Source organism: Nitrobacter sp. MLSD-S21 (assembly GCF_058809865.1).
In genome coordinates this window covers 473299-494170 of sequence record NZ_JBXASZ010000003.1, presented here as the reverse complement: position 1 = coordinate 494170, position 20872 = coordinate 473299, and the positions used below count along the sequence as shown (strand labels likewise).

The 20872-nt window shown below is 59.9% G+C and carries 20 protein-coding genes and 1 pseudogene; 10 read left to right on the top strand and 11 right to left on the bottom strand.

Translation table 11 applies throughout. The features are described from left to right. Positions 1-116: 116 nt before the first annotated feature. On the top strand, positions 117-1202 hold the full coding sequence (gene fba / locus AC1RT6_RS12320; protein WP_079448255.1) for a class II fructose-bisphosphate aldolase: 1086 nt from the start codon (positions 117-119) through the stop codon (positions 1200-1202). Positions 1203-1717: 515 nt separating this feature from the next. Then, entirely contained in the window at positions 1718-1969 is a 252-nt protein-coding gene (locus AC1RT6_RS12315; protein ID WP_173816059.1) for a hypothetical protein, read from the top strand. Positions 1970-2460: 491 nt separating this feature from the next. On the opposite strand, the gene AC1RT6_RS12310 is transcribed toward AC1RT6_RS12315, so the two are convergent. Next, entirely contained in the window at positions 2461-3162 is a 702-nt protein-coding gene (locus AC1RT6_RS12310) for a DUF1013 domain-containing protein (RefSeq protein ID WP_079448252.1), read from the bottom strand. Positions 3163-3397: 235 nt separating this feature from the next. Here AC1RT6_RS12310 and ispH point away from each other — a divergent pair, with 235 nt between their 5' ends. The 3 genes from ispH (at position 3398) to rnhA (ending at position 5925) form a co-directional block, all read left to right on the top strand. Then, positions 3398-4360 (top strand): 4-hydroxy-3-methylbut-2-enyl diphosphate reductase, encoded by a 963-nt coding sequence (gene ispH / locus AC1RT6_RS12305; RefSeq protein ID WP_079448251.1) that lies wholly within the window; start codon positions 3398-3400, stop codon positions 4358-4360. A 132-nt stretch (positions 4361-4492) separates the two neighbouring features. Next, complete coding sequence (locus AC1RT6_RS12300) at positions 4493-5473, top strand: homoserine kinase (protein WP_079448250.1); 981 nt, start codon at positions 4493-4495, stop codon at positions 5471-5473. After that, a complete protein-coding gene (gene rnhA / locus AC1RT6_RS12295; protein ID WP_079448249.1) occupies positions 5470-5925 on the top strand; it encodes a ribonuclease HI in 456 nt (151 codons plus the stop codon). Before AC1RT6_RS12300 ends, rnhA begins: the two co-directional genes overlap by 4 nt. Positions 5926-6057: 132 nt before the next feature. On the opposite strand, the gene AC1RT6_RS12290 is transcribed toward rnhA, so the two are convergent. From AC1RT6_RS12290 to AC1RT6_RS12265, 6 genes are all read right to left on the bottom strand, one after another. Continuing rightward, positions 6058-6543: a peroxiredoxin gene (locus tag AC1RT6_RS12290; protein ID WP_079448248.1), complete on the bottom strand. Its 486-nt coding sequence runs from the start codon at positions 6541-6543 to the stop codon at positions 6058-6060. Positions 6544-6722: 179 nt separating this feature from the next. Continuing rightward, positions 6723-7277 carry a DUF924 family protein gene (locus AC1RT6_RS12285; RefSeq protein ID WP_079448246.1) on the bottom strand — a complete coding sequence of 185 codons (555 nt, stop codon included), beginning with the start codon at positions 7275-7277 and terminating at the stop codon, positions 6723-6725. 48 nt (positions 7278-7325) lie between these two features. Further along, a complete protein-coding gene (locus AC1RT6_RS12280) occupies positions 7326-9008 on the bottom strand; it encodes a long-chain fatty acid--CoA ligase (RefSeq protein ID WP_472790594.1) in 1683 nt (560 codons plus the stop codon). Between the two features lie 186 nt (positions 9009-9194). Continuing rightward, complete coding sequence (locus AC1RT6_RS12275; protein WP_079448244.1) at positions 9195-10586, bottom strand: D-alanyl-D-alanine carboxypeptidase family protein; 1392 nt, start codon at positions 10584-10586, stop codon at positions 9195-9197. A gap of 301 nt (positions 10587-10887) precedes the next feature. Next, positions 10888-12660 (bottom strand): glucan ABC transporter ATP-binding protein/ permease, encoded by a 1773-nt coding sequence (locus AC1RT6_RS12270; protein WP_079448243.1) that lies wholly within the window; start codon positions 12658-12660, stop codon positions 10888-10890. Positions 12661-12774: 114 nt separating this feature from the next. After that, the gene (locus tag AC1RT6_RS12265; protein WP_079448242.1) at positions 12775-13833 is read right to left on the bottom strand and encodes an ABC transporter substrate-binding protein; all 1059 of its coding nucleotides are present in this window, start codon (positions 13831-13833) and stop codon (positions 12775-12777) included. 241 nt (positions 13834-14074) lie between these two features. On the opposite strand from AC1RT6_RS12265, the gene AC1RT6_RS12260 reads away from it, so the two are divergent. The 4 genes from AC1RT6_RS12260 to AC1RT6_RS12245 all read left to right on the top strand — a co-directional run bounded on the left by AC1RT6_RS12260 (position 14075) and on the right by AC1RT6_RS12245 (position 16224). Beyond that, a complete protein-coding gene (locus AC1RT6_RS12260) occupies positions 14075-14656 on the top strand; it encodes a YqaA family protein (RefSeq protein WP_079448284.1) in 582 nt (193 codons plus the stop codon). Between the two features lie 134 nt (positions 14657-14790). Continuing rightward, a complete protein-coding gene (locus AC1RT6_RS12255; protein ID WP_079448241.1) occupies positions 14791-14976 on the top strand; it encodes a hypothetical protein in 186 nt (61 codons plus the stop codon). A gap of 212 nt (positions 14977-15188) precedes the next feature. Beyond that, on the top strand, positions 15189-15431 hold the full coding sequence (locus AC1RT6_RS12250) for a hypothetical protein (protein ID WP_079448240.1): 243 nt from the start codon (positions 15189-15191) through the stop codon (positions 15429-15431). 139 nt (positions 15432-15570) lie between these two features. Beyond that, entirely contained in the window at positions 15571-16224 is a 654-nt protein-coding gene (locus AC1RT6_RS12245) for a hypothetical protein (protein WP_244553575.1), read from the top strand. Positions 16225-16466: 242 nt separating this feature from the next. Here the strand turns inward: AC1RT6_RS12245 and AC1RT6_RS12240 are convergent, their stop codons facing one another. From AC1RT6_RS12240 to AC1RT6_RS12225, 4 genes and pseudogenes are all read right to left on the bottom strand, one after another. After that, on the bottom strand, positions 16467-16970 hold the full coding sequence (locus AC1RT6_RS12240) for an isoprenylcysteine carboxyl methyltransferase family protein (protein ID WP_079448238.1): 504 nt from the start codon (positions 16968-16970) through the stop codon (positions 16467-16469). Continuing rightward, positions 16967-18022, bottom strand: a pseudogene (locus AC1RT6_RS12235) (type III polyketide synthase); the annotation flags it as partial. The pseudogene AC1RT6_RS12235 and the gene AC1RT6_RS12240, both read right to left, overlap by 4 nt. 115 nt (positions 18023-18137) lie before the next feature. Beyond that, positions 18138-18326 (bottom strand): hypothetical protein, encoded by a 189-nt coding sequence (locus tag AC1RT6_RS12230; RefSeq protein ID WP_139372942.1) that lies wholly within the window; start codon positions 18324-18326, stop codon positions 18138-18140. A gap of 66 nt (positions 18327-18392) precedes the next feature. Next, positions 18393-18752 (bottom strand): PRC-barrel domain-containing protein, encoded by a 360-nt coding sequence (locus AC1RT6_RS12225; protein ID WP_079448235.1) that lies wholly within the window; start codon positions 18750-18752, stop codon positions 18393-18395. Between the two features lie 455 nt (positions 18753-19207). Here AC1RT6_RS12225 and AC1RT6_RS12220 point away from each other — a divergent pair, with 455 nt between their 5' ends. Then, positions 19208-20461: an MFS transporter gene (locus tag AC1RT6_RS12220; protein WP_079448234.1), complete on the top strand. Its 1254-nt coding sequence runs from the start codon at positions 19208-19210 to the stop codon at positions 20459-20461. The last annotated feature ends 411 nt before the right edge of the window (positions 20462-20872 follow it).

The following is a 20872-nucleotide window of genomic DNA, read 5'->3' as shown; positions in this document are numbered from 1 at the left end:
GAAATCGCATGTCCGAAATCGCCAGCCCCGGCGGCGTCAAGACGGGGCGTGGCCAACAATACGATCGCGCTAAACGCGACATCTTTTCACGATAGCCAGATGGGGAGGGAACCGACATGGCGCGCATAACTTTGAGACAGTTGCTGGATCACGCTGCAGAGCATGGCTACGGCGTGCCGGCGTTCAACATCAACAATATGGAGCAGGGACTTGCCATCATGGAGGCTGCGGCCGCCGTCGATGCGCCGGTCATCATGCAGGCTTCGCGGGGCGCGCGCTCCTACGCCAACGACATCATGCTCGCGAACATGATCGACGCGTTGGACCAGATGTATCCGCATATTCCGCTGTGCATGCATCAGGATCACGGCAACGAGGAATCGACCTGCGCCACCGCGATCAAGTACGGTTTCACCTCGGTCATGATGGACGGCTCGCTCAAGGCCGACGCCAAGACCGCAGCGGACTACGAATATAACGTCGACATCACCCGCCGCGTCGTTGACTTGGCGCACTGGGTCGGCGCCTCGGTGGAAGGCGAACTGGGCGTGCTTGGCTCGCTCGAGCACGGTGGCGGCGAGCAGGAAGACGGGCACGGCATCGAAGGGCCGGTTAGCCACGATCAACTGCTGACCGATCCGGATCAGGCCGTCGATTTCGTCCGCGCGACCAAGGTCGACGCTCTGGCGATCGCGATGGGCACCTCGCACGGCGCCTACAAATTCTCGCGCAAGCCGGACGGCGACATTCTCGCCATGAAGGTGGTCGAGGAAATCCACCGCCGCCTTCCCAATACCCATCTGGTGATGCATGGCTCGTCTTCGGTGCCGCAGCATCTGCAGGATGAGTTCAACAAGTTCGGCGGCGAGATGCCGCAGACCTGGGGCGTGCCGGTCGAGGAAATCGTTCGCGGCATCAAGCATGGCGTTCGCAAGGTCAATATCGACACCGACTGCCGTCTGGCCATGACTGCGGTATTCCGGAAAGTCGCGGCCAGCAACAAGAGCGAATTCGATCCACGCAAGTTCCTGAAACCCGCGATGGATGCAATGCGCGACCTCTGCCGCGAGCGTTTCGAGCAGTTCGGCACTGCCGGGAATGCCTCGAAGATCAAGGTGATCCCATTGGCTGAAATGGCCAAGCTTTACCGCACCGGTAAACTTGATCCGCGTATCGGTGAAACAGCCGTCGCGGCCGAGTGATACGATCCTGGCTGGCGCAGCCCGGCCTCCGGCTTGACCGCCGGAAGGCCGATTGCCGCAGCATCGCTACACCACCGTCTCCCATGCGGTGACCGCACGTCCCGAGGGCCAGTCTAGCACCTCGTGACATGCCTCCATCCGGTTCCAACTAGGACGATTCATCCTCCCGATCGTCCAGCCCCGGATGTACTGCTCCGTCGTCTTGCATGGCGACGGAGCCTTTCTCTCGGAAGTGCCCTGAATATCCAGGAGAAAATACGAGGGTAAGCCGATCGGGACGCCCGTGCCGCCGCATTCTGGCGCGTGATGTCACAGCACCGCCGAAATATTCGATGGACTTACAATCCCCGCAATCGGGTTCAAACAGTCGCTTCAGTCTCATTCAATCGCATTGTATCAGGCTGAAGCGTTACTTTCATTTGACCATGATCTTATCGATCTTATCGAAAGTGGTTCTTACCCTTCGGGATCATGCTCCAAGCTCTGGCAGTCGGGGGACGATCATGGGAGGACGAATGACATCCACACGCCACGCGGCCATCGTCCTGGCCGCGCTGTCACTGGGCGGATGCGCTAATCTTGAGCGCCACAATTCGAACGCGCTGTCCCAGAGCGATGACGATGGCTATTGCCAGGCGCAGGGCGGACCGCAGGGATCCGCAGCCTACACTGCCTGCCGCAAAAATCGTGACGTCGCCGCCACGCGATCGGATCGGATGGAACGCACCCATCGGGATCTTGCCGAGCGGATGCTGAACGGACAGTAGCCGACTGATTTTCTAAGCCAGCGGACTCACGAACGTCACGGCTTAACTCCCGTCCTGCGAACTGGGCTCGGATCGTGGTTCGTCGCGATATTTCAGAATCCATGCAACATAGAACGTGAAAAGTCCGATAGAAAGAACTGCAGCCGTCACAACCAGGGTGTAGACAAAAGCAACAGGATGGTCGTGTGCTGTGATCCAGTGGCCAGAAGTAAATCGGCCCGAATAATATATTCTGCCCTGACTGAGGGCGTTCCAGAAATTATCTAGCGAAATCCAGAGACACAGAATCGTTACCTCGGTCGCAAAAATCCGATGGCGCTTTAGTTGCTCCAGTGCTTTGCCATTGCGCTTCATTTGTGACCCGAAAGCTCTTGGTACTATCGCTTGGATGGCGTCGCGGACTTTCACGAGAATTGAAGTCGTGTTTGAAACCGTTTGCGTCCGCAATCATATCGCCGGATCCGAACCTTTCAAGGCTGAGGCGACAAACGTTAGCGCTCGTCCTCCTCCTCGGCCTTCTTGCCGCCGATTGTCTTCAGCTTGGCGAATACGGCATCGACGTTGAGATCGTCCTGCTGCTTTTCGGTAGGTTCGAATTCGCTGTCCTGACGGGTGGTCTCGGACGCCGGCAGTAAGGTAGCGCCGCCATATTGCTGATCGGTCGGCTTCTCCTTGGCCGCGCGTTGCACCTCGAAATCGAGTTCGATCTGCGAGCAAAGCCCCAGCGTCACCGGATCCATCGGAGTCAGAGTCGAAGCGTTCCAGTGGGTGCGGTCGCGCACCGCGGCAATCGTGGTTTTGGTCGTGCCTACCAGACGCATGATTTGAGCGTCCTTCAATTCCGGATGATTGCGCACGAGCCAGAGGATCGCGCTTGGCCGCTCGTGGCGGCGTGACACCGGGGTGTAGCGGGGGCCCTTTTTCTTGGCTGCCGGTGGCAGCACCACTTTGCTCTCACTGAGCCTGAGGCGGTAGTCCGGGTCCTTTTCGCCCTTCTCGATCTCGTCGCGGGTGAGTTGGCCGGTGGAGATCGGGTCCATGCCCTTGATGCCCTGGGCGGCATCGCCGTCAGCGATGGCGCGGACCTCCAGGGGATGCATCTTGGTGAAGTCAGCGACCTGGTCGAACGACAGCGCGGTATTGTCGACGAGCCACACGGCAGTCGCTTTCGGCATCAGCGGTGCATTGCTCATGGCAAATCTCCTTTGCGCTTTGCCCACCCCTCAGAGCAAAGCCTTTTGGTCATCGACGATGACGGGAATTGGGGTCTATATATGCTGCCGGAGGTCGGCCGCGCAATGGTTTGCTCTGTCGATCCCTGGTTTACGGAACCTGCCTTGACAGCGCCCGAAAGCCGTCCAAAGTCATCTCTTAAGTATTGGCCGTTCCCGCCCCGCCGGTGTGGGATGATTCGGCCCGGATCGCCTCATGAATGCTAAACCAAAACTTAAAATCGTGCTTTGCTCGCCCCGCGGCTTCTGCGCCGGGGTGGTCAGGGCGATCGATACCGTGGAACGTGCGCTGACGCTGTATGGCGCGCCGGTCTATGTGCGTCACGAAATCGTCCATAATCGCTATGTTGTCGATAGCCTTCGCGCCAAGGGAGCGATCTTCGTCGAGGAACTGGCGGAGATCCCCGACGACACCAAGGCGCCGGTGGTTTTTTCCGCCCATGGCGTGCCGAAGTCGGTTCCTGCAGATGCTCAGAGGCGTAATTTCTTTTCGCTCGATGCCACCTGTCCTCTCGTGACCAAGGTTCACCGCGAGGCGGCGATCCATTTCAAGCGCGGCCACGAGATTCTGCTGATCGGGCATTCCCATCACCCGGAAGTGGTCGGCACCGTCGGCCAATTGCCGGCGGGTGCGGTGACTCTGATCGAAACCGCTGAGGATGCCGAGAAATTCACGCCGAAAGATGCCGGTAATCTTGCTTTCGTGACTCAAACCACGCTGTCCATCGACGACACCGCCGAGATCGTGGCGGTACTGAAGCAACGCTTTCCGGACATCCATGGTCCGCACAAGGAAGACATCTGCTACGCCACCACCAACCGCCAGTTGGCCGTCAAGAAGGTCGCGCCGGTGGTCGACGCGCTGATCGTGGTCGGAGCGCCGAACTCCTCCAATTCGCAGCGGCTGCGCGAAGTTGCCGAGCGCGAGGGTTGCAAAGTATCCGTGCTTGCGCAGCGCGCCAGCGATCTCGACTGGAGCATGTTCGAGGGCATCAGAAGCCTTGGGATCACCGCGGGCGCGTCGGCGCCCGAAGTCATCGTCGAGGAAATCATGGACGCATTCGCTGCGTGCTATGAACTCGAGGTGGAAACGGTTTCGGCTGCGGAAGAAAACGAGTTTTTCCCGCTGCCCCGCTCGCTGCGGCCTGACGCCGCCTAAGGTCTTTCCGCTTCTGATGGAATCAGAAGCGAGGCTCTATGATTCTGATTTGACGCGTTTTCTTCACGCCAACCGGTACCCACTTCGCTCGAAAACACTGTAGCACGACCGGGACCGGAACGAGGATACGAGATGGCGGTCTACACCGACGTCGCCGCCGAGGAGCTTGCGGATTTTCTGAAAGCCTACGATATCGGCGAGATACTGTCCTACAAGGGCATCGCCGAAGGCGTCGAGAACTCTAACTATCTGCTGCACACCACCTCCGGATCGTTTTTCCTGACGCTCTATGAAAAGCGCGTCGCCATCGACGACCTGCCGTTCTTTCTCGGTTTGATGGGTCATCTTGCGACCCACGGCATTGTGTGTCCGCAGCCGGTCAAGGCGCGCGGCGGCGAAACGCTTGGCCGACTCGCGGGGCGTCCTGCCGCCATCATCGATTTTCTCGAGGGCGTGTGGCCACGGAAGCCGAACGTCGCTCATTGCGCCGCGACTGGCGCTGCGCTGGCGAAGCTGCATCTCGCCGGCGGTGATTTCCCCATGAGCCGCGCTAATGCGCTGTCGGTGTCCAGTTGGCGGCCGCTGTTCGAACAGGCCGGAGCTTGCATCGATACCGTGCAACAGGGTTTGCACGATTTTCTCAAGGCTGAACTCGACCACCTTGAAGCACACTGGCCGGAGAAGCTGCCGGCTGGCGTGATCCATGCCGACCTGTTTCCTGATAACGTGCTGTTTCTCGGCGAGAGGTTGTCGGGGCTGATCGATTTCTATTTCGCTTGCAATGATTTCTTGGCCTATGACGTCGCGATCTGCCTCAACGCCTGGTGTTTCGAGCCGGATCATTCCTTCAACGTCACCAAGGCCCGGGCGCTGCTTGCCGCCTACAATTGCGAGCGCGCGCTGTCGGAGGCCGAACAGGCGGCGTTGCCTTTGCTCGCGCGGGGCGCCGCGTTGCGGTTTCTGCTGACGCGGCTGGTCGATTTTCTCAACGTGCCCGCCGGCGCGCTGGTGAAACCGAAAGACCCGCTCGAATACGTCCGCAAGCTGCGTTTCCAGCAGCGTGTCGGCAGCGTTCGCGACTACGGCGTCGCGCTCTCGGGGCTGGTGGCGTGAATTCGCCCGCGCTTCCGCATGTCACGATTTTCACGGACGGCGCCTGCTCAGGCAACCCGGGTCCCGGCGGCTGGGGCGCGATCCTGCGGTTCGGTGAAATCGAAAAAGAACTGAAAGGTGGCGAACCGCATACCACCAACAACCGGATGGAGTTGCTGGCGGCGATCTCAGCGTTGGAGGCGCTGAAGCGTCCGGCGCTTGTCGATCTCACCACCGACAGCCAATACGTACGGCAAGGCATCACCGGCTGGATTCACAACTGGAAGCGGAACGGCTGGCGTACCGCCGATAAGAAGCCAGTGAAGAACGCCGATCTCTGGCAGCGGCTCGACGATGCGTTGAAGCCTCATGACGTGCGTTGGCACTGGATCAAGGGCCATGCCGGCCATGACGAGAACGAGCGCGCCGATCAGCTTGCGCGCGAAGGCGTGGCGATGGCGAGGTTGAAGTAAGTCACTCATCATTGCCGGACTTGACCCGGCAATCTATTTCAAAAATCCTACGAAGAAGATGGATGCGCGGGTCATAACGAGCGGGAGCGACCCCGTTCTTCGAACGGCTATGCCCGCGCATGACATCAATTTTTACAACTGCTCGACCAACGTATCTCCGCCGGAGACCTCGACCTTGCCAGGCGAGTCCTCGACGTTCAGTTTCTTCACCACCCCGTCCTCGACCAGCATGGAATAGCGCTTCGAGCGGATGCCGAGACCCTTCTCGGAGCCGTCGAACTCCAGGCCGATCGCCTTCGCGAACTCGGCGTTGCCGTCCGCAAGGAACATCGCCTCGTTACGCTGGTCGGTATCGCGCTTCCAGGCGCTCAGGACGAACACGTCATTGACCGAGACAATGGCGATCTCGTTCACGCCCTTGTCCTTGATGGCGCGAGCGCTAGCGAAAATACTCGGCAGATGCTGTTTATGACAGGTGCCTGTGTAGGCACCGGGCACCGCGAACAACGCTACTTTCTTTCCTTTGAAGATGTCGCCGGTGCTTTTGGTCTGGACCCCGTCCTCGGTCATGATACGAAACGTCGCATCGGGCAGGCGGTCGCCAACTTTGATGGTCATCGTCAAATCTCCATGGAATGGCAGCGTGGGGAGGGAAGGAGGTACAATATTCCAACAGCGAAATAGCAACGGCTACCCGTTCACCGTACCTCCATAACGCGCTTTCGGGTCTACATCGCGAAAACGTCTCAAATATAACGCTAACGCCCAGGCCTTGATCCATCAAAGTCAAAACCGCGCTAGCCTGCAAACCCGCCCGCGTCGAGAAACGTCTGCTCTTCCGCGCTCGTCGTGCGCCCGAGCACAAGATTGCGATGCGGAAAACGGCCGAACCGGCAAATGATGTCGGCATGGATTTCCGCGAATTTGAGGTTGTCCGGTCGGCCGCGGGCGCGAAACAGCTCAATGCAGCGGTCTTGATCCGCGAGCCGCTCGGAATGCATGAGGGGCATATAAAGGAACTCGACAAGGTCGAGCTCTATGCGCGTGTCGGCGCCGCCTGCAATGGCACGAACGGCGACGGCTAGCGCCTGATCGTCGGTCGAGAAGGTCCGGGCGTCGCCCCGGAACATGTTGCGCGGAAACTGGTCGAGCACGATGACGAGCGCCAGTGCGCCATCGTCGGTCTCCTCCCATCCCGCGAGTTCGCCATCCCGAGCGGCTTCCCAAAGCCTTTGAAAGCGACGGCGTACCTCGGCGTCGAACGCGTCGTTCTTGATATACCATTTGGATATGCCGGCCTCTCGCCAGAAGGCGAGGATATCGGCGGGAGAGGGGAGAGTTGTGTCATTCATGATCGAACAGGCGTTTTCCTGAACCCTGTGCTCCGGAAGAGATGATTGCTAAGCCGGGCCTTTGACTTCGTCGCGCAATGCGCGGCGGAGAATCTTGCCGACATTGGTTTTCGGCAGGGTGTCGCGGAATTCGATTCGCCTCGGCACCTTGTAGCTCGTCAGCTGCGTCCGCACGAACTTGATGAGATCCTCGGATGTGAGATTCGGATCCTTCCTCACCACGAAAGCCTTCACCGCCTCACCCGATTTCTCGTCCTTGACGCCGACCACCGCGCATTCCAGCACGCCCGGATGACTCGCGATCACGTCCTCAATCTCGTTCGGATAGACATTGAACCCGGAGACCAGGATCATGTCCTTCTTGCGGTCGACGATCCGGGTGTAACCGTCCGCGGACATGATGCCGATGTCGCCCGTACGGAAGAAGCCGTCCGCCGTCATCACCTTTGCGGTCTCGTCCGGCCTATTCCAGTAGCCGGGCATTAGTTGTGGACCGTGGACGCAGATTTCGCCGGGCTCGCCGAGCGGCGCTTCCTGGCCGTTATCGTCCCGGATGGAGACGTATGTTGAGGGCATGGGAAGCCCGATCGAGCCGGAGAATTTGGTGCTGTCGGCGGGATTGCAGGTCAGCGTCGGCGAGGTTTCCGAAAGGCCGTAGCCTTCCAGCAACGGGCATGCCGTCGTTTTCAGCCACCTTTCCGCCACGACCTTCTGAACGGCCATGCCGCCGCCGATCGACACCTTGAGTTTCGAGAAGTCGACACGGTCGAAGCCGGGTGCGTTGAGAAGGGCGTTGTAGAGCGTATTCACCGCCGGGAAGACGTTGATCTGATACTTCATCAATTCCTTGACGAGGCCCGGCATGTCGCGCGGATTCGGGATCAGCAGATTGACGCCGCCCGCGCGCATCCCCAGCATGAAGCACGCGGTCAGCGCGAAGATATGATAGAGCGGCAGAGCGCAGACGATGAAGATCTGATCGATCATCGGCGACTTCGTCAGCGCCGGCTGCAGCCAGGCATCGTTCTGCAGCACGTTGGCGAGAATGTTGCGATGGAGCAGCGTCGCGCCCTTCGAGACGCCGGTTGTGCCACCGGTATATTGCAGGAAGGCCACATCGTCAGCTGCGAGTTCGGGCCGGGCAAGCGTCATACCGCGTCCCGCGGCAAGGGCGTCGTTGAACTTGACCGCGCCCGGGATTGATGACGGCGGCACCATCTTTCTGACGTGGCGAACCACGAAGTTGACGATCACGCCCTTGAAGCCGAGCAGATCGCCCATGCTGCCGACAATGACGTGCCTGACGTCGGTTTTACCGATGACCTGCTGTACCGTCGACGCGAAGTTCTCCAGCACGATGATCGCTTCCGCACCGGAATCCTTGAGCTGATGTTCAAGCTCGTGCGGCGTGTAGAGCGGGTTGACGTTGACCACGACATAGCCGGCGCGCAGCACGGCCACTGTCGAAATCGGATATTGCAGGACGTTCGGCATCATCAGCGCGACGCGCGCGCCCTTTTTCAGTCCCCGGCCTTGCAGGTAAGCGCCGAGGGCAAGCGACGTCTCGTCGAGCTCGCGATAGGTTATCGCCTTGTCCATGCAGATGAAGGCCTTGCGGTCGCTGAACTTGGCAAAGCTCTCCTCCAGCAACGTGATCAACGAAGCGTACTGCGACGCGTCGATGTCAGCGGGCACGCCTGCGGGATATTGCCCAAGCCAGATGCGATCCATGTGACGCCCCGGTGATCCTTGTTCAAAGGGAGAGAAAGATGTCGTGGTCAGGGAATATCGGGCAAGGCGGCTGTCCAAGGCAAGCAGTTGCGCGGTAACGACGCATGGGTGCCGCCGTAGCAGGCTCGAGGGCTTGTCTTGGCGTGGTTGGCCCGCGATGGTTGGTGGCCAGCGCCTGGCGGCGGTTTACGGCTTGGACTTGCCTTCGGCTGTTTTCGGCTTGGCGGAAGCTGGCCGGGCACCGGTACGCTTCGCATCAGGCTTTTTGCTGGCGGCCGGCTTCGTATGGGCTGGAGGTTTTGTGGAATTGGGGTTGATCGTTACCGAGACCTGGTTCTTCGATTTTTCATTAGCTTTGGCTTCCGGCGCGGCATTGTCGTCGCGTTTGCTGTGGGCAGTCTTGCTGCGCTTACCGGCTTTTGGCGGAGCATCGCGTGCGGCATCGGCTTCTGCTGCTGCGGCGATGGCAGCACCGGTTCGCGTCGGCCCGGTATAGACAACGATTGGATCCGAGGGCGCCGGAGCTGCCGCCATCATGTCCACCGGTCGCAGCGCTGGCGGTTGCGTGCCAGTCGCGAAGAACGACATCACGGCGGCGCTTGTCGTCGACGTGTTGGCGACAACATCGTTATCTTCATCGCTAGCAGGATGCGCGCGTTTCGATCCGCACATTTCATCGCGCAGATTGGGAGGCGCGGCCGCGATCGGCGCCAGCCCGTCAACAGTGCCGAGCGCCGGACGCAGCCACGACATCGTATTGTTGGCGAAGCCGCGCTCCAGCATTTGCGCGGCGCGCACAGCGCGCATCGTGCCCGACGATGCGCCGAGCACCACCGCGATCAGGCGTTTGCCGTTCTGTGTAGCGGATGCAACGAGATTATATCCGGAGGCGCATATGAACCCGGTTTTAAAGCCATCGGCGCCCGGAAAGCGCCCGATCAGCTTGTTGAAATTGTGCGTCACCCTGCGGCCGTAGCGTATCGAGGGGATGTGCACGAAATATTCGTATTCAGGCAAATCGTGAATGATGGCGCGCGCGAGAATAGCCATGTCGCGCGCCGAGGAAATCTGGCCGTCGGCAGGCAAGCCGTTCGGGTTGACATAGCTCGTCTGCGTCATGCCAAGCCGCTGCGCGGCCGCGTTCATTTCGGCCGAGAAACCGTCGATCGAGCCGCCGACGCCTTCCGCAAGCACCACGGCCATGTCGTTGGCCGACTTCACCAGCATCATCTTCAACGCGTTGTCGACGGTCACCTGCGTACCCGGCCGAAAGCCCATCTTCGAAGGCGATTGTGCGGTGGCGGTCGGCGATACCGTAAACAGCGTGTCGAGTGTGATGCGTCCGTGCTTGACCGCCATCAACGTGACGTAAGCGGTCATGAGCTTGGTGACTGAGGCCGGATACCAGGGAAAGGTGGCATTCTCGGCTTCCAGCACCTTTCCGCTGTCCGCCTCGATCAGCAGATGCGCTTCGGTGGCATGAGCTGCGCGCAGTGGCGCGACCGCAACCAGCAATCCGGCAGCAAGGACCATCCAGATCGGCAGCCATTTGCGAAACAGGACGAAGCAAGAATGCACGGTTGTTCCGGTCCTTTGAGACCTCACTTTGGCAAGGAGGCCTGCTTCTCGAGTATTTTCCGGCTAAGGGGAGTCCGACTTAACCGTAAGAAATGCTCTCAATGAGTAACTGCGCGTATTCTGATCGCAAAACCGGTATCCACTTTTGCGGAATACGCGCTAGGTTTCAAGCGTGTCCAGGCGCCGTCGACGCGGCGGCTCCAATCTATACCGGCCTGGCAAGCCAGAACAGATGGCTCGCAGCCTAATTCCCCAACGAAAGGGGCCGAATTTCGACGGTTGGGCTGGTTCGCGACGATGGCTAGCCTGCTGGGGTACTCTCTTGCGTCATGAATTGCGCTTTCGCAAGTTGAGCGAAGTGGCCGCCGTTCGCCACCAGTTCGTCAAAGGTTCCGTTTTCGATCACACGCCCGTTCTCGAAAACCAGAATACGCGTGGCGTTGCGGATGGTGGACAGCCGGTGCGCGATGACGAATGTCGTGCGTCCCTTCATCACCTCGTCGAGCGCGGCATTGACCTTGGCCTCGGTCACTGCGTCGAGCGCACTGGTTGCCTCGTCGAGGATCAAGATCGGCGGGTCCTTCAGCAACGCGCGGGCAATCGATAGCCGCTGCCGCTCGCCGCCGGACAGCATTCGCCCGCGCTCGCCGGCATGGGTGTCGAATTTTTTCTCGCCGCGTTCGATGAAGTCGAGCGCCTGGGCCCGCTCGGCGGCGAACCGCATCTCCTTCTCGGTGGCGTCAGGCTTGCCGACGCGCAGGTTCTCCGCGATCGAGCGGTCGAACAGCAGTGCCTCCTGAAACACCACACCGATGTTTCGTCGCAACGAGGTCAGCGTCAGGCTGCGGATGTCCATGCCGTCGATCTTGATGCTGCCGGACTGCGGATCGAACGCGCGATGCAGCAGCGCGGCGGCGGTGGACTTGCCGGCGCCGGTCGGGCCGACCAATGCGATGGTCTCGCCGGGCAACGCGACGAACGACAGATCCTCCACCGCGGGCCGCTTGCCGTCATAGGAGAACGACACGTCATGGAATTCGATGAGTCCCTGCAATCGCCCGGCGTCGACGGCGTCGCGACGGTCGCGCACCGCCGGAACGGCGTCGAGCACGTTGAAGAACTCCTTGAGCCGCGGCGCCTCCATGAACACGCTGTTGATGAAGGCTACCACTTGCTCGAGCCTCTGGATCAGCATGGTGGCGAAGCTCACGAACATCACGATCTCGCCGACCGATGTCATCCCCCGCTGATTCAGCACGATGCCGACGGCGAAGATCGCCAGGATGGTGATAGTGGTCGAGGCGCGCGTCATCACGGTGACGACGGCCCACCACGACAGCACCGGCATCTGCGCCGCCAGCAGCTTGTCGACGACGAACCGCAGGCCCTGAACCTCGGCATCGACGCGCACAAAGCTCTGTACCAGTGCGACGTTACCGAGGGCGTCGGAGGCGCGCGCAGAGAGGTCGCTGAAATGCGCCTCCACCTCGTTCTGCATATCGAAGGTTCTGCGAACCACCAGCGTCGTCAGCATCGTGAATACGATGCAAAGCGCGAACAACAGGATCGCCAGCCGCCAGTTGATATAGAGCGATAGCGGCAGCAGCACCACGAGCGACATCATCGCCGCGAAATGCTCGCGGAAGAATCCGAGCCACAGCCGCCACAGGGCGTCCGTGCCTTGCAGCATCACCTTCATCAGCCGTCCCGAATGGGTGCCGGCATGGTAGGTGAGCGGCAACTGCATGATGTGCTCGAAATAGCCCGTCAGCACGGCCTGGCGCTGGCGATGGGAAAGACGGTCGGCCTGCAGGGCCACGATCACGCCGCACAGGATCGTGAAGAGGCCGAAGGCCACCCAAACCGCCAGCAGCGGCCACGGCGAGGTCGAAGTTGTCCCGAAAGGACCCGCGGCGGGATTGCCGGAGAGTACGTCGACGATGCGGCCGAACAGCACCGGCTCGGCGAACTGCGCGCCGGCCAGCAGCAGATTGGCGCCGGCTAAAATCCAGCCAAGCCGCGCTTCTCTGCCAAGCAATTCAAGAACGCGCGTATAAAGGCGGACCATCGACATTGGAAGAGGCTCTTGCGGATCGCAACACTATAGCGGTTTCGAGCGACGTGGATACCGGTTCGCTCGAAAACGCTATAGCCGGGCCGGCAGCGGAATACAGCTTCCTCGTGCCGTCTACTCGGCCTGCGTGATCTTGCGGTCGCTGGCGGGTGGTAAAAAACTGCTGTCAAAAATATCCGTGGCCGCCGGACGATTTCGGAACTTGAAATTTTCGGCGATCTGGTCGAGCAACGTCTCGAACCGGACCGGGTCGATACCGCCGATGCCTCTGTGTCTCACCTCGCTAGTCAGAATGTTGTCGCTCAGGACCGCATGCAGGCGTTGCAGTTCGACGGCCCGTGATCCGCTAGCCATCTGACCCAGCACGTCATCGACAGCCTGCGCGGGCTCCCTGATGGTAAGTCGCAGACCGGCGATCACCGCGCGCACAAATGCCTTCACCGCTTCCGGCTTGTCGGCTGCGAATTCCGGGTTGACGATCAGGGCCTTGCCATAGGCGGCGCAGCCGTAGTCGGAAAATCGCAGCACGGCGATATCGTCGGCCGGAATTCCGCGATTGCGCAGGTCGATCGCCGACAGGTACGACAGGCCGGATATGGCGTCGAGCTGGCCCGCCGACAGCATCGGCTCACGAACGGCGGGGCCGATCTGCTGCAGCTTCACGGCCTTGAGTTTTAATCCGTTCCGCCGTGCGAGTGCAGGCCACAGTCTGATGGAAAGATCGCCATCGGTGACGCCGACCGTTTTGCCCTCGATGTCGGCAAGCGTGGTGATGCCCCGGCTCTTGCGCGCAATGAAGGCGTAAGCCGTTTTGTCGAACAGCACGAACACCGCCTTGATTGGCCGTACGCCTGGCTGATCGCGAAAGCGGATCAGGGCGTTGAGGTCGGCGAGCGCCAGTTCGCTCGTGCCGACCGCGACGCGCGCAATGGCGTCCGCCGTGTCGGTGGCGGCCATCGTCGTGACATTCAGGCCTTCCGCGCTGAATAGCCCCCTGGTCGATGCCAGAACGACCGGAGCCACGGCGGCGTCGATCGGGCGGTCGAGCGAGAATTTGATCTCGGTTGGCGCGCCGGCGTCGGCCCGGCCGCCCGCAACGCCGAGGTATGCAACGCCGACCGCGCTCACGAGCACAAGGAGGACATACCAGAGACGTATAGACCGTATTTGCATGGAAGATGCTGCGGCGGACTGATTGTGGGGCCGCAACGCGCGACCGTAACTCGGTTGCAGTCTATCAGAGGCAATTTAAATGCGCGATGACCGCTGCAATATGTCGCGCATTCAGGTTGTCTTTTACACTCCGTCGGGAACCGATGGGTGAGTCGACCGTCGGCCCCAGTTCGCTGTGCAAGCACCGCTGAATCTTCGCATCAGCCATGGACAAATCGGCTCTGCGATGGTTGATCGCGCCATGCTGAGACGGACCTACAACTGGTGCATCGCCGCCGCTGACAAGCCCTATGCGCTCTGGATTTTGGCCGCAGTGGCTTTCGCTGAAAGCTCATTCTTTCCGGTGCCGCCTGATGTCATGTTGCTGCCGATGGCGCTGGCGCGGCCACAACGGGCCTGGCTGTTCGCGACCGTATGCACGATCGCTTCGGTTGCCGGCGGCGTGCTTGGCTATGCCATCGGCGCATTGCTCTACGACTCGGTCGGCCAATGGCTCATTCATCTGTATGGACTTGGCGACAAGGTCGAAGCGTTTCGCGCGTCGTATGCGCATTGGGGCGCGTGGATCATCATCGGCAAGGGCCTGACGCCGATTCCCTACAAGCTCGTCACCATCACATCGGGTTTCGCCGGATACGATGTCTGGCTCTTCATCCTGTGCTCGATCATCGCCCGGGGGGGCCGCTTCTTCATCGTCGCGATCCTGCTCGATCGCTTCGGCGACGCTATTCGCCACGAAATCGAAAAGCGGCTCGGTCTTTGGGTGTCCATCGGTGCTGCCGTTATCGTCCTGGGATTCGTGATCGCATTCCGCTTGATCTGAAGCATCATCCCGACCCAAAGGGCGGCGCATGCGCGCGAAGCGTTTGCATTGATGAACAGGGCAGAGTTGGAATAGATGGAGGCCGCAGTTCGGGCGAGATCGCTTTTTAACGGCGGAGGAGGGAGGGCCATAAGATGACGGTCAATGATGACCTGGAAAAATTCAGGCAGGCGAGGGCGATGGCCTTCAAACGTGGCTTTGTTGTTCGAAGGGCGGACGACCCGGATGATCCCAAGCCCTACACGCTGGTTCGCCAGGCCGTGGAAACGCATCTTGCGACCATCGATGAGGTGCTGGAGGAACTCAAACGGACCAAGTAATTGTGCCGGACGGGATCGCCAGCTTCGTGAACTCGTCGTGGGGGGGTGTTCCAGCGGCGGTTCGTTCCAAGTCCGCTCTGAGCGGAACCAGAGGACTCCTTGGGGGGCGGTTCCGTTGTTAACACCTCATTAACCACTATCAGACACCTTGTCCGAGACCGATATGTATCTGCCGAAAGAGGCCAGATACCGTTCGAGCGGGCATAAGGCCGATGGAACACGACATCGCGTCGGTAAGAACACCGGCGACCATCCAGGAATTACAGGCGCGAGTGACCGCGGCGTTCGGCAGGCATCCATTGTGCCGCGAGGTGCAGTTCGACATCGTCAGCACGCCGAAGACCCGCAGAGGCGCCAACTGGACGGTCAGCATGAATGCCATCCCGCCAAATGCAATCTGGGAAGTATCCGAACTCGTCGCCGACATCCAGGACGCCTATATTCTGGCAGCCTGACTGCGGGCCACCGCGTCCCGAGATTCGGATTGCGTGTGAATATCGGCCGCCCAGCCCGGTCTTGCCCAGGCAAGCCTTGATTCATATTGAGTTGTGAGGATCAATCGGCTCCGCTCGTGAACTGGACTGGAGGCCTTTTTTGACGCGGACGATGACGATTCTGGCGCTTGCGTGCTGCGTTGTCACGGGGGTGGCGCTGGCGGCGATATTCGGCCGCGGCAACGTTCTGATGGTCCGGTTTGTCGCAACGCCGTCTCCAGTGTCCGTGGAATCAGAACCGACGGAGTTGGCAGCCAATCGCGAGAGCAAGGCAGACAAGCTTCCGGTCCAGACTGCTGTGCCTGACGCTGGCGCCGATCTGACGTTGTCAGGATCGCTGCGGCCGGCGGTTGCGACCGAGCTTCCCCTCGACACCGAGATTGCGCCGTCGACGCCACCGATCGAGGACCCGCCGCTGCCACGTCCCCGACCTAAACTCGCAAACCAGTCCATTCAGAAGGATTATTCGCTGCTTAGCGATATGCAGATCGCTGCGTTGAAAGGAAGGCTGCGACTGACGCCCGGGCAAGAGCCCTACTGGCCAGCCGTGGAAAGCGCATTGCGCGATGCCGCCCATAAAATCCACGAGCGGCGTTCGGCGCCGGGCAAGAACGCCTCGCTCGGAGCCGGTGAGATCGAGCAGATCAAGGTCGCGGCCCAGCCGTTGTTGACCAGGCTGCGAGAGGACCAGAAGCAGGAGGTGCGTGCGCTGGCGCGCATCATCGGGCTAGAGGCGGTGGCTTCGCTGATCTGAGGCTGTTCGCCATTTGACGTCCTAGCCGGCGTCGAATTGGCTTGCCGAGTACCACTCGTACGTCCGACGGCCGTTATGTCGTTCTTACCAACGTCTCGCACATTAAAGGCCGAAGTCACTGAGGTCCGGACCCTTCGGGACGATCCTTGGACTGGACCGGTTGCCAGTCCGATGTCCATTTTCCATTCACCAGCATATTGGAGCCTCCAAAAATGGTGGACAAACAAGCGGAGAGGCTCAGATCATGGCCGCCGTTCGCGTACCGTTGCAAGCGCGCGGGTTTCGGCGCGAATGCGGATACTGAGCACCAGCGCGTTCAGGACAGTGAAGACAAGCGCCAGCAGATACAGATGAAGCGCGAGCGGTAACACTGCGATTTCCGCGACAACGATCGCATAGTTCGGATGCGACAAGTATCTGTAAGGTCCTGATGTCACCATCGGCGCATCAGGTAAGACGATGATGCGCGTGGTCCATCGTGGTCCGAGGGTTGCGAGTACCCACAAGCGAAACACCTGGAGCAGAATGAAAACCGAAAGGGCGACGAAGTTGACATCCTGATCGCGGCCCCACGCCCACAATGCGATCAGCCAGGCGGCATGGGTCGCGACGATCAGCGGATAATGACCAGGCGCGATCTCGATCGCGCCCCGCGCCAATAGTTTCGCGGTATTGTAACGGGACAGGATAAGTTCGCCTAGCCGCTGCACTGTAACCAGCGCGAGAATGAGAGCGGCGAGAGTCACGCGGCGTGACGCAGCGTGACGCAGCTAGCGGTGAAGCCCGGGCCCAGCGAGGTCACAAGCGACCGCGAGGGCAGGCCCTGTGCGCGGGCACGTTCGAGTACAAACAAGACGGTGGCCGCTGACATGTTGCCGTAATCGGCAATGACGCTTCGTTCGTGATCGAGAGTTCCCTGATCGAGGGAGAAAGCACGCTCGATCGCGACGATGACCTTTGCGCCACCGGGATGGCAAATGAAGCGGTCGATGTCTCCGATCGAGAGACCCAGCCCGGACAGAACTGCGGTGACGCCCGGCTTCATGTGCGCGAGCACAAAGTCCGGAATTGTCCGCTGGAAGATCACGCCGAATCCTTCAGGGTCTACGCGCCATCCCATAATATCGAGCGTGTTCGGCCAGAGGTACTCGCCGGTCGCCTCGATACGTGTTGCACCTCCATCTCCGGCGCGCAGCACGACGGCCGCAGCCCCATCGCCGAACAGGCTGGCGGCAACGATATTGGCCTTCGTCAGTTCGTCGTGGCGAACGGCAAGCGTGCAAAGTTCGAGGACCACGAGGAGCACGTTGGTGCCTGGCCGGGCTTGCGCCAATCGCGATGCAATGGATAGTCCCGCGACGCCGCCGGCGCAGCCGAGCCCAAACACCGGCACGCGCGACACATCCGTTCGGAAGCCAAGCCTGCCGGCGACGCGGGCCTCAAGCGTCGGGGTGGCGATGCCGGTCGAACACACCGTAACGACGGTGTCGATGTCAGTTGCGCCAAGATCGGCCCGCTCCATGGCCTTTTGCGCGACGTCGACGAATAGTGCTTCCGCGCCGTCCAGAAAGGCTTGAGTTCGCTCCGGCCAGCCCCGCGGCTCGCAATACCATTCAATCGGCTTCACGCCGTAGCGGTGCTGGATGCCTGTGTTGGCGAAAAGAGCGGATAACGTTTCGAATTGCGGATATCGCGAGCCTAAGATGAAACGCGCCGCGTCGAGAATTTGCGACTGATGAAACACATTGGGCGGAACCCCGGTCGCCATTGAAAGCAAAGCGGCCGTGTGTTTCATATCATCGCTCCTGCTCCTATTGTCTCCTCATACACGCAGCCGCCGCGAAAAGCTTTCGCAGCTAACGTCTCTATGCGCGTGCGGATGGGTTCAAGTTTCAATTCAGGTCTCAGTCCGCCTAAGCGAGCGAACGGGGTTGAGGCGGGAACGCTGTTTTGGGGTGTTGATCATGGAGCAGCACGGCCAGGCGGCGCCGAACTTCAGGGTCAACTGATGCGGCCTCGAAGATCTGTTCCTGAACATCCCGCTTAAGTTCAGGCCAGAGCTGCAAAACCGCACGGCCAAGCAATTGTTCAGACTCGTTCATTCATATCGCCCTTGAAGTTGTGGATGGGACGGGCAGATGACAGAGGCTGCGGGCTCCTATGTCCTTCTAGAAACTGGCGGCATAGTAGTCGTCGACCGTCTTGGTTCGCGCTGGCTCGGCCCAATCCCAGCCGCTCCCAACCCGATATTTCGGGGCACTTTGGAGTTGTTCGATGGTTACGCCGGTCCGATAGCCGCCGAGTAGAATGTCATATTTCAGGGTATGCCAAGGCAAAGGATAATGGTCGTCGCCGATTCCAAGGAATCCGCCAAAACTCAGGACGGCATACGAAACACGGCCGCTTGTCTTTTCGATCATAACCCGCTCGATCGAACCGATCTTTTCGTTGTCGGGGCCAAAGACGGCCGTCCCTTCGACTTTGTCGCTGCCGATCAAGTTGCTGGTTTCGTTTTCTTCCAAGGTCATAGGCATCCTCCCAGGACAGAAAGCAGAAGCGTCGAACGCACCAAAAGTTCCCGAGCGGCGTGTTCCGGAAGGACTAAACAAAACCGGGTAGCTCGACAGAGAGCCTGCTTTCGACCGGGACCAAAGGCATTTGAGGAGTCTCCGCCCTGCGGGCTACAGTTTTTCAAGCGAAGCGGATGCCGTTCGCGGGAGCAGGGCCCGGCGACCATTCCATCGATTCTGTCGTCATCGGTCGCGCGAGCGTCTGACCGAACTGCCTGATCGGCCATGCGCCATTGTGATCAGGCGATCAGCGTGACCCTTGATCGGGCCTTTTCGGAAAATCGATAGACGCGAAGCTTGCCGCGAGTTACTATGTCAAATAGTTGACATAACGACGCCAAGAGTCCCCATTTGGTGTCGCCCGGTAAGTTGGCGTCGCGCCGGCGATACAGAAGTTATGATGAGGAGCGACCGTGGAAAATTTAAATGTCGGGGCTAACCAGGCGGCAGAGCCGTCAGGTAACCCAAGGGTGTTGTGGATCTCAACCTTGGCATTCTCCCTCGGTTTCGCAATTTGGGGAATGTTTTCCGCACTCGCTCCCTTTCTGATCGAGTGGTATCATTTTACAAGCACCCAGGTGCTGATCCTCGCTGCGATGGAGCCGCTTTTTGCGGCCGCTATCAGCATTCCGCTCGGCATCTGGGCTGACAAGTACGGCGGCCGGACGGTTTTCACGCTTTTGCTTGTGGCTCTCTCCGTGGTCCTGATTTTGGGAACCTTCGCCGAGAGCTATTACGGCTTCCTGTTTCTGGGAACGATGCTCGGGCTTGGCGGCGCGAGTTTCGTGGTCGGCAATGCCCATGTGTCGTCCTGGTACCCTAAATCGAAACAAGGGACCGCCCTTGGCCTTTTTGCTATGGGCAATGTCGGGATTACAGTCGGCATGATGGCCGTCACGTTCTTGATCACGAACGTTTTTGACAAAAATGATCCGGACGGATGGCGGATGATATTCCCGATATTCGCTATTCCCACGTTGTTCATGGCGGCGGTCTACATGTTCTTTACGTCTGATCCGCCGAACCGGGTGCTCAAGAATACGTCGATGAGCGAGATCTTCGCCGTCTACCGCTCGGGCATCGTCGTATGGCTCGTTCCCGGTCTTTATTGGGTTGCGTTTGGCACGTTGGTTTTCTTCGCGTCAACGATGCCGACTTATCTGGTTGATCATTGGCGCGTGGATCCAACGACTGCGGTCGCGGTCTATACGCCGATTCTGGTGGTCTGCGTTGCCATTACTCGACCATTGGGGGGCTGGCTCGCCGACCGTTACGATGTTCTCAGCATCTTGAGCATAATGTTCGGATTGATGTCGGCGCTGGCGGTGCTCTTGGCCTTGCAGATCTCGCTGACCATCGAGCTGTTCGCTATTTACGGGCTTGCGTTACTGTCCGGTGCAGCCGCGGCGGCAGTCATCAAACTGATCCCGATGTACTTCGTGCACGTCGGTGCGGTTAGCGGACTGGCCAAGGCTGCCGGCGCAGCATGCGGTTTCACCATGACCGCGATCCTTGCCGGCAGCAAATTTCTCATGGGCGGTTACACTTTGGGCTTCTTCATCTGGGCGCTCATGAATATCGCCGCGTTCTATGTCTCGTTCTCGCGCGTGGGTTTCAAGAACGTCAAACCTATTCACGCGATTGCGGAGTCCGCGCCCGCTCACTGAGGTGAGGTTCGGAAAGGATGAAATGTGATGAGGCCCGGCTCTGTCCTTTGGACACGCCGGGCCTTTAACTTGAATACGGACAGAATCGTTTGACATAGGAGAGGAAGCGCTCAGCCATCGTTGATTTGCGACCGCTTCCCAACCTGGACCCGCGATCGTTGCGTTGTGCGTCGGCCATCGGTATCTCCAGATGCGAGATGAATGGCATAGAACGCTAAGGCAGAGCGTCTGTTCCTAAGGTTTTTGGCACATCCGCTATTCCGCATGCCGACGGGTCAGGTATTTTAGTACGGTCGGTGTGATAGTCCTCACTTGCTCTGGAAAATCCGCGGGCGCCTTTTAAGGTTCGGCTCTACGGCCACACGGCCACCTTCGATACAGGCTGTTCAGCAGCGAACAGATTGCGCGCGC